Below are 7882 nucleotides of genomic sequence, written 5' to 3' on the forward strand. Positions count from 1 at the left end.
CATGGCGCATGAAACACCCGACCGGCGGCTCGCTCGGCTCCAGTCGCTGCTCACCACTCGGTCCAGGCTCAACTCCGCGATGGTGAACGATCGCTGGATCGCGGCGGCGGTCCAGCAGGGCAGGTTGGTCCGCGTCGCGCGCGGCCGGTTCGTCGAGGGAGCGGTCTGGCGGCGTCTCTCCGCCGAGGACCGACATCTGCTCGCGATACTGGCGGTGCGCAGCAACCTCGGGCCGGAGGACGTGTTCTGCCGCACCTCGGCGGCGGCGATCCATGGACTCCCGGTGTACCGCTTCCGGGCGTCGACGGTGCATCTCATGACGCTCGGAGACTCCCGACGCTCACGGGCGATGCGCTCCGTCACGCGGCACGCGGATCGCTTGGATCCGGAGGAGGTCACAACGGTCGCGGGCCTCCGCTGCACGACGCTGACCCGTACGGCTCTTGACATCGCTCGCACGGCGCCACCGGAGGTTGCCCTCGGCTGCGCGGACGCCGCGCTCCGAGCACTCTCCCGCCCCGGCTCGGATCCCTCAGAAGTCGGGCCGACCCGCGCACGCTTCCTCTCCGTGCTCGAAACCATGCCGGGCGCGCGTGGGGTCCGCGCGGCCAGGACCGTGCTGGAGCTCGCCGATCCGCGGGCGGAGTCGCCGCTCGAAAGCGCGAGCCGTTGGTTCCTGACGAAGTTGGGCTTCGAGACCGAGCTGCAGGTGCCGGTACCGTCACCGAACGGCGGGACCTACTGGGTCGATCTCGAGCTCAGCGGCCTCGGCATCCTCTGCGAGGTTGACGGGCGTGCGAAGTACACCGCTTCGGCGGCCGACGGCGACCGGGGTGCGCGAGATCGCGCGGTCGAACGCGCGCTCTACGCCGAGAAGCGGCGGCAGGACTGGATCACGGGCGTAACGGAGAAACGACTCATCCGCTGGGGTCATCCCGAACTCGGCTCGATCGGAACGTTCGCGTCGATGCTGCGCTCATTCGGCGTCCGGATCCCCCGCGACCCCTTCGGCTGAGACGCCACTCCCCTGCTCACCGAGACACCGCTCCGCCAGCGAGACACCAGGCAGCCAAGCGGTGTCTCGCGGGCAGCGCGGCGTCTCGGGCGGATTGGAATCTGGCAGGCGGGAGGAGCGGCGGACCCGGATCGCGCGGATCGGACCGAGTAGCAAGGTTCGGGCCACTCCCGGCGGGGAGGGACCCGAACGCCCACTCCGCGGAACCCTACCCCTGCTGCTGCTTGCGCAGCTGCTTCTCGTGGATCGGCCAGGTGCCCGCCGCCTGCTGCTCCCGCACGTAGTCGGCGGCCTCCTGCTGCCGCTCGGCCTCGATGCCGGTCGCGATCTCGGCGCGCAGCATGCCCGGCGTGAGCCCGAAGGCGTCGACGAGGTCGAGCGCGTGCTCGCGCACGCGGCCGATCAAGCGATCCACGTAGGCGGTGATCGCCTCGACGCGGTGCCCCGAGAGGCGTCCGTGCACGAGGTACCAGGTCGCGTGCTTCTCGAGCAGGCCGAGCCCGAACAGGTCGCGCAGCCAGGTGAGCACGCGCAGGGTCTCGCCGTCGAAGCGATCGAGCGCCTCGGTGAACGCTTCCCACTGCAGCAGCTCGGCGTGCGCGCGGGCGGCTTCGATCAACTTGTGCTGCTGCGCGTTGAACGCGTCGGCCTGGGCGATCGCCTTCGCGCGCTTGTCGCCCTTGGGCACGTCCTTCGTCGCCTCGCGCATCGCGCCCGCGATCTCGGCGACCATGGTCTGCACCCGATCGGTGAGCAGCGTACGCTGCGTCTCGGTCTCGCGCAGCTGCTCGACCGAGCGCGACACCTGGCCGAGATCGGCGACGCTCTGGCCGATCTGGCGCAGGCCGAAGCGGCTGACGCGGTCGCCGAGCTGGCTGGCCGCCGCCTTGGCGAGCGCGGCCTTGTCGCCGCCCGCGAACTGCGCGGCGTAGTCGGTGAGGAGGCGCTTGCCGACGAGCTGCAGCAGCACGTTGTTGTCGCCCTCGAAGGTGACGTAGATGTCGAGGTCGGCGCGCAGCCCGACGACGCGGTTCTTGGCGATGAACCCGGCGCCGCCGCAGGCCTCGCGCACCTCCTGCAGCGTGTCGAGCGCGGCCCACGTGGAGAGCGGCTTGAGCGACGCGGCGAGCGTCTCGAGATCCTCGCGGTGCGCGTCGTCGTCGCGCACGCCCGAGAACACCTCGTCGAAGGTGGTCAGCAGGCGCTCGCTCGCGAACGCCATGGCGTAGGTCTCGGCGATGCGCGGGATGAGTCGGCGCTGGTGCAGACCGTAGTCGAGGAGCACGGTCTCGCGGCCGTCGGGGCCGGGGAACTGCCGGCGCTCGGATCCGTACCGGATCGCGATGGTCAGCGCCGCCATCATCGCCTTCACCGCCGAGCCGTCGAGCGAGACGCGACCCTGCACGAGCGTGCCGATCATGGTGAAGAAGCGGCGCCCGGGGCTTGGGATGGCCGAGGAGTAGGTGCCGTCCGCTGCGACGTCGCCGTAGCGGTTGAGCAAGTTCTCGCGCGGGATCCGCACGTGCGAGAAGTGCAGGCGGCCGTTGTCGATGCCGTTCAGGCCGCCCTTCACACCGTCGTCCTCGCTGCCGACGCCCGGCAGCATCTCGCCGTCGGGAGTGCGGATCGGGACGAAGAAGGCGTGGACGCCGTGGTTGACGCCCTTGGTGATGAGCTGGGCGAACACGACAGCGGCCTGGCCGTGCAGCGCCGCGTTGCCGAGGAACTCCTTCCAGGCCCCCGCGAACGGGGTGTGGATCTCGAACTCCTCGGTGGCGGGATCGTAGGTCGCCGTGGTGCCGATCGAGGCGACGTCGGAGCCGTGCCCGATCTCGGTCATGGCGAAGGCGCCCGGGAGCTTGAGGCTCATCACGTCGGGCAGCCACTTCTCGTGGTGCGTGCGCGTGCCGAGATGCAGGATCGCCGCGCCGAACAGCCCCCACTGGACCCCGCTCTTGATCTGCAGCGAGGGATCCGCGAGCACGAGCTCCTGGAACGCCGCGATGTTGCCGCCGTGGTTGTCGCCGCCGCCCAGGTCCTTCGGGAACGCGCGCTGGATCGCGCCCTCCTCGACGAGGATGCCGAGCTGACCGAGCGCGCGCTCGCGGTGCTCGGGCATGGGCTGACCCGGGATCGTCTGCAGCCGCGGGTCCTCGACGAGCTTGCGGGACGCGAGGCGCTCCTCCTTCCAGCGGCCGAGCAGCGCATCGGCGACCGCCGGCACGTCGATGCGGGCGGGTTCCTGCTGCGGGGCTGCGGTGCGGTCGGCGGCGCTCTGCTGGGCGACGGTCTGCGTTGCGGTCATCTGTGCTCCTCGACGATCCAAGACGAACGGCTGCGCCCGCGCGCATCGCGGCGGGCGATATCGCCAGGCTACGAGCGACCTCCGGCAACGGCAATCGATCCGATTCGACCCCACAAAGCGGTGCCGCATCGACGCCCGGGCCGATTGTGCGCATTCTCCAAACAGAAGCGCTCCTCGCTGTCGATCAGCGCCATGCGCCGCGCACGCTGTCGGACCGACGAATGCGCCCTCAGATCGCCTGACCGATCACCGCCTCGCCGAGCGGGGTGCGCAGGTGCAGCACGCGCGCGCCATCGCGGGTGCTCGACACGAGACCGGCCCCGCGCAGCACCGAGAGGTGGTGCGACGCCGTCGAGATCGCCAGGCCGGCGTCGGCCGCGACCTGCGAGGTCGTGCGCGCGACGTGCGCCGCGAACAGGATCTCGGCCCGCGCCGCCCCGACGAGCGCCGCGACCGCGTCGCGCGCCGCACCGGAATCCCGCGCCCACTCGGCGGTCACCCCGCGTGCGGGGTAGTAGAGCGTGGGTTGGGCGGGCGGCTCGGTCAGCACCATGCACCCCCAGGAGCTCATCACCGAGGGCACGAGCACCAGGCCGCTCCCCCGGCAGTCGACCTGCTCGCTGTGCTTGCGCAGCACGACGCGCACCGCGCCGTCGCCCCAGCTCACCGCGGGGTGGATCCGCGACGCCATCGCCGCCAGCCCGTCGGCCGAGACCGTCCGCGAGCGCACCGCGATGTCGGCCCGCAGGATCCGCTCGAGCTGCGGCCACACCGGAGCGAGCGCGGCCTCCCACACCTGCGCCCAGGCATCGGCGATCCGCGCGCGGGCCCGCTCGGGATCCGCGCGCATCCGTTCCAGCGCGGCCCGCCGCTCCCCGCTCGATCGATCCACCATCTTGCCGAGGTCGACGCGCATGCCCGGCAGTGCCGCCGCGCGCAGCGCCGCGAGCTCGGCCTCGGGAGTCAGATCCCAGCGCGCGGTCGTCGTGAGGAAGTCGGGCAGGTACCCGTCGGCTCCGATGACCTCCGAGAGCAGCCCGAACGGCTCCCGCGGCATCCGATCCCGCACCTGCTTCAGCCATCCCCACTGCAGCGGGTAGTGAGCCGGGCGCAGGAGCACCCGCACCGCGTGCGCGAGCTCGTGCCCGGGCGAGATCCCGAAGCGCACGGCCTGGATATCGCCGGGACTGAGCCGGAAGTCGACGTGATGCGACTGCGCCGTCTTTCGATCCATATCGAAACTCTACGCGTCCGGAGCCGTGGACCGGGAGAGTGGATCCAGCGCAGGATCACCGACCGAGAGGAGCGCATCATGACCGAGAACCCGGCCGCAGCGACACTGGTCGCACCGGAGGAGATCGTGTTCGGAACGGGCGGCACCCGCCGCTTCCAGGGCATGGACCACGGTGCGGGCGTCTCCTACTTCTCCATCGACTACGCGCCGGGCCGCGGCACCGGTCTCCACTGGCATCCGTACGCCGAGACCTGGATCGTGCTCGAGGGCGAGGCGACCTTCACCGTCGGCGGAGCATCCATCCGCGGCACTGCGGGAGACACCGTGACCGGCCCGCCCTGCATGCCGCACCGCTTCGAGAACTCCGGATCCGGGCCGCTGCGCGTCATCGGGATCCACGCCTCGCCCGTCATCATCCAGACCGACCTCGACTAACCACCCGGCCGGCACCGACCACCCCATCGAAGGAGACCCCCATGTCGTTCCAGAGCTACCTCGACAACATCGAGGCCAAGACCGGGCTGACGCCGCGCCGCTTCATCGAGCTCGCCGACGAGCGCGGGTTCGGGCCGGGCACGAAGGCCACCCCGATCCTCGAGTGGCTACAGGCCGACTACGGCCTCGGCCGCGGACACGGCATGGCGCTCGTGCACGTGATCACCAAGGGACCGCAGATCAGCGACAAGCACGTCGGCTCCGACGGCACGCACGCCGACGCGAGCGACGTGCTCTGGCTCGACGGCAAGGATTCGAACCCCGCGAGCTGACCGCAGGCAGCCGTGCCGCTCGCGACGACGCCGGATCAGCGCCGTCGCGCGCTCAGCCGGATCTGAGCGCTCAGCCGGATCGGTTCGAGGAATCGGTCCGGCTGAGTGCTCGGATCCGGCTGAGCGAACAGCGACCGCGGGATGGCCCCGCCGCTACAGCTCGTCGCCGGGCGCGAAGTCGCCGAAGGAGTCGGGCTCGATCCCGAGCTGCTCGAAGAGCTCGCGCGTACGCTTCTGCCGGGTGCGCGGGATCACCGTCAGCACGGCCCCGTCGCGGCCGGCCCGGCCGGTGCGTCCCGCGCGGTGCACGTAGGTCTTGGCGTCGCCCGGCGGATCGGCCTGGATCACCAGGTCGACGTCGTCGACGTGCAGGCCGCGGGCGGCGACATCGGTCGCGACGAGCACGGGAACCTTCCCCTCTGCGAAGCGCTGGAGATTGCGCTCGCGCTTCGCCTGAGCCAGGTCGCCGTGCAGCGCGGTCACGCGGAGGCCTTCTTCCGCGAACAGCTCCGCCAACCGATCGACGTAGGCGCGGGTGCGGCAGAACACGATGACCCGCTTGCCTCGGCGCGCGAGCTCGACCAGCGCCGCGTCCTTGTCCTCCCGCAGCACGACGAGCACGCGATGCGTCACGTCGCCCTGCACCTCGGCGTCCTCCGCGATCTCGTGCACGGCGGGGTTCTGCAGGAACTCGTCGACGAGGTCGCGCACGCCCCAGTCGAGCGTGGCTGAGAACAGCAGGCGCTGCCCGCCGCGTTCGGTGCGGCGCAGGATCCGCTGCACGGGCTCGAGGAACCCGAGCTCGCACATGTGGTCGGCCTCGTCGAGCACGGTCACGTGCACGTCGCGCAGTTCGAGGATCCCGCGCTGCGCGAGGTCCTCGATGCGGCCGGGCGTACCGATCACGATGTCGACGCCGCGGTGCAGCGCGTGCAGCTGCGGTTCGAACGGGGATCCGCCGACGAACTGGCCGGTGTAGAGCCCGACCGACCGTGCGATGGGCTGCACGGTGCGGTCGATCTGCAGGGCCAGCTCGCGGGTGGGTGCGAGGATCAGCGCCTTCGGCGCGCGCACGCTCGGCTTCTCGCCCTTCTGCCGCTTCTGCGCGACGCCGCGCTCGCGGCGCTGCTTCGGCGGATCCGGGCGGAACACGCCCTCGGCCTTGAGCTTCAGGATGCGCTCGACGAGAGCGGCGCCGAACGCGATGGTCTTGCCGGATCCGGTGCGGGCCCGGCCCAGCAAGTGGCGTCCCTCGACGGCGTCCGGGATCGTGGCGGCCTGGATCGGGAACGGCCGCTCGGCGCCAAGCTCGGTGAGCGCGCGCACGATGTTGCCGCCGAGGCCGAGGTCGGCGAAGCCGAGACCCCGCACGTCCTCCGCCGAGGTGCGCTTCGCCTCGAGCCGCTCGAAGGAGACCGAGTGCTCCTGCGACCCGCGCTGCGGCGGTTCGCGTCGATCCTGCGGGCGATGACCGGCAGCCTGCGGGCGGTGCCCGCGGGACTCGCCGTGCTCGCGATGCGGACGCTCCGAACGCGGTCGCTCCCCGCCGGGCGCAGCACCGCCGCGGGGCATGCCGTCGGCATCGAAGGAGAAGACCCGCGCACCGCCGTTCTGCGCGGCGGCGTCGCGGTGCGACTCGCGCTGGCGTCCCGAGCCGTGGCCGGATCCGCGATCCCTCGACCCCTCGGTCGCGCGATCGGGGCGCTCGCTCCGGGCGGCACCGCGGTCCCGCGGATCCCGTCGGGCGCGGTCGGGGCGACCGGCGTCGCGGCCGGTGTCCCGGCCTCCGCGATGGTCCGAACCCCGGCGCTCGGCGCCGCGGTCCTGCCCGGCGCGCGGATCGGAGTCGCGCCGCGGACGCTCCGGGGAGTCGGCGGGGCCGTTCTGCCGGTCGTCACCGAATCGCCCGCCCGGGCGCCCTCGGCGCCCGGAGGACTTGCCTCGGTTCGGGTTGTAGTCGGATGGTGCGCGATAGCCGCGCCGACGCTGATTCATCTCTGCCTATCGCTGGGCGGCGGGGCCGGAGCCCGGGCCGTCGTGCTGGTCGCCGTCGGGTTCGGCGTCGTGCGTGGCCTGCCACATGAGCTCGGCCCAGTCGAGCTCGCCGGTGACCGGCGGAGCCGGCTTCGCGGGATCCGGCTCGGGGGCCGCGGGCAGCTCGATGGGATCGAGTGCGGGAGCTGCGGGCTCGGGCTCCTGCTCGGGCTCGGGTTCCGGCTCCGATGCAGGCTCGGGTTCCCGCTCCGGCTCCGGTGCGAGTTCCGGCTCGGACTCGATGCGGGCCTCGGGGAGCGCTGACGGCAGGTCGGCCCAGGCGGCCTCCGCGGCCACGGGTGCGGCCGTCTCGGTCACGGACTCGGCCGGTTCGACGGAGTCGTTCTCGGGCTCGGCCGGCTCGGCTTCGGTGTCGAGGGGGAGGCCCAGACGTCCGAGCAGCGCGGAGAGCTCGGGCGAGACCTCGGCCTCGGCGCCCTGGTCGGGGTGCACGTCGGATCCGCTGGAGTCGGCGTCCGCCTCGGCTGCGGTGACGGACGGCTCTCCCTCCGGCTCCGGCTCCGGCT

6 protein-coding genes and 1 pseudogene are annotated in these 7882 nt (G+C 72.1%); 3 read left to right on the top strand and 4 right to left on the bottom strand.

Going from position 1 to position 7882, the window contains the following annotated elements:
* Position 1: 1 nt before the first annotated feature.
* The gene (locus XM48_RS05660; protein WP_156174938.1) at positions 2–1015 is read left to right on the top strand and encodes a hypothetical protein; all 1014 of its coding nucleotides are present in this window, start codon (positions 2–4) and stop codon (positions 1013–1015) included.
* A 208-nt stretch (positions 1016–1223) separates the two neighbouring features.
* Here the strand turns inward: XM48_RS05660 and XM48_RS05665 are convergent, their stop codons facing one another.
* The gene (locus XM48_RS05665) at positions 1224–3320 is read right to left on the bottom strand and encodes an acyl-CoA dehydrogenase (protein ID WP_046454828.1); all 2097 of its coding nucleotides are present in this window, start codon (positions 3318–3320) and stop codon (positions 1224–1226) included.
* Between the two features lie 229 nt (positions 3321–3549).
* On the bottom strand, positions 3550–4554 hold the full coding sequence (locus tag XM48_RS05670; protein ID WP_046454829.1) for a DUF5937 family protein: 1005 nt from the start codon (positions 4552–4554) through the stop codon (positions 3550–3552).
* A 78-nt stretch (positions 4555–4632) separates the two neighbouring features.
* Here XM48_RS05670 and XM48_RS05675 point away from each other — a divergent pair, with 78 nt between their 5' ends.
* Together XM48_RS05675 and XM48_RS05680 are read left to right on the top strand one after the other, a co-directional pair.
* Complete coding sequence (locus XM48_RS05675) at positions 4633–4989, top strand: cupin domain-containing protein (RefSeq protein WP_046454830.1); 357 nt, start codon at positions 4633–4635, stop codon at positions 4987–4989.
* A 41-nt stretch (positions 4990–5030) separates the two neighbouring features.
* Positions 5031–5321: a DUF4287 domain-containing protein gene (locus XM48_RS05680; RefSeq protein WP_046454831.1), complete on the top strand. Its 291-nt coding sequence runs from the start codon at positions 5031–5033 to the stop codon at positions 5319–5321.
* Positions 5322–5474: 153 nt separating this feature from the next.
* Here XM48_RS05680 and XM48_RS05685 read toward each other — a convergent pair whose 3' ends face one another.
* On the bottom strand, positions 5475–7316 hold the full coding sequence (locus tag XM48_RS05685) for a DEAD/DEAH box helicase (RefSeq protein ID WP_046454832.1): 1842 nt from the start codon (positions 7314–7316) through the stop codon (positions 5475–5477).
* 6 nt (positions 7317–7322) lie between these two features.
* Positions 7323–7882, bottom strand: a pseudogene (locus XM48_RS18235) (hypothetical protein); the annotation flags it as partial.

The sequence above is a fragment of the Leucobacter sp. Ag1 genome, assembly GCF_000980875.1.
Classification (GTDB): Bacteria; Actinomycetota; Actinomycetes; order Actinomycetales; family Microbacteriaceae; genus Leucobacter; species Leucobacter iarius.

What these genes read in the sequence shown, in the direction of transcription:
- XM48_RS05685 (WP_046454832.1), bottom strand. Translation starts at nt 7,316, where the DNA reads ATGAATCAGCGTCGGCGCGGCTATCGCGCACCATCCGACTACAACCCG.
- XM48_RS05680 (WP_046454831.1), top strand. Translation starts at nt 5,031, where the DNA reads ATGTCGTTCCAGAGCTACCTCGACAACATCGAGGCCAAGACCGGGCTG.
- XM48_RS05675 (WP_046454830.1), top strand. Translation starts at nt 4,633, where the DNA reads ATGACCGAGAACCCGGCCGCAGCGACACTGGTCGCACCGGAGGAGATC.
- XM48_RS05660 (WP_156174938.1), top strand. Translation starts at nt 2, where the DNA reads ATGGCGCATGAAACACCCGACCGGCGGCTCGCTCGGCTCCAGTCGCTG.
- XM48_RS05665 (WP_046454828.1), bottom strand. Translation starts at nt 3,320, where the DNA reads ATGACCGCAACGCAGACCGTCGCCCAGCAGAGCGCCGCCGACCGCACC.
- XM48_RS05670 (WP_046454829.1), bottom strand. Translation starts at nt 4,554, where the DNA reads ATGGATCGAAAGACGGCGCAGTCGCATCACGTCGACTTCCGGCTCAGT.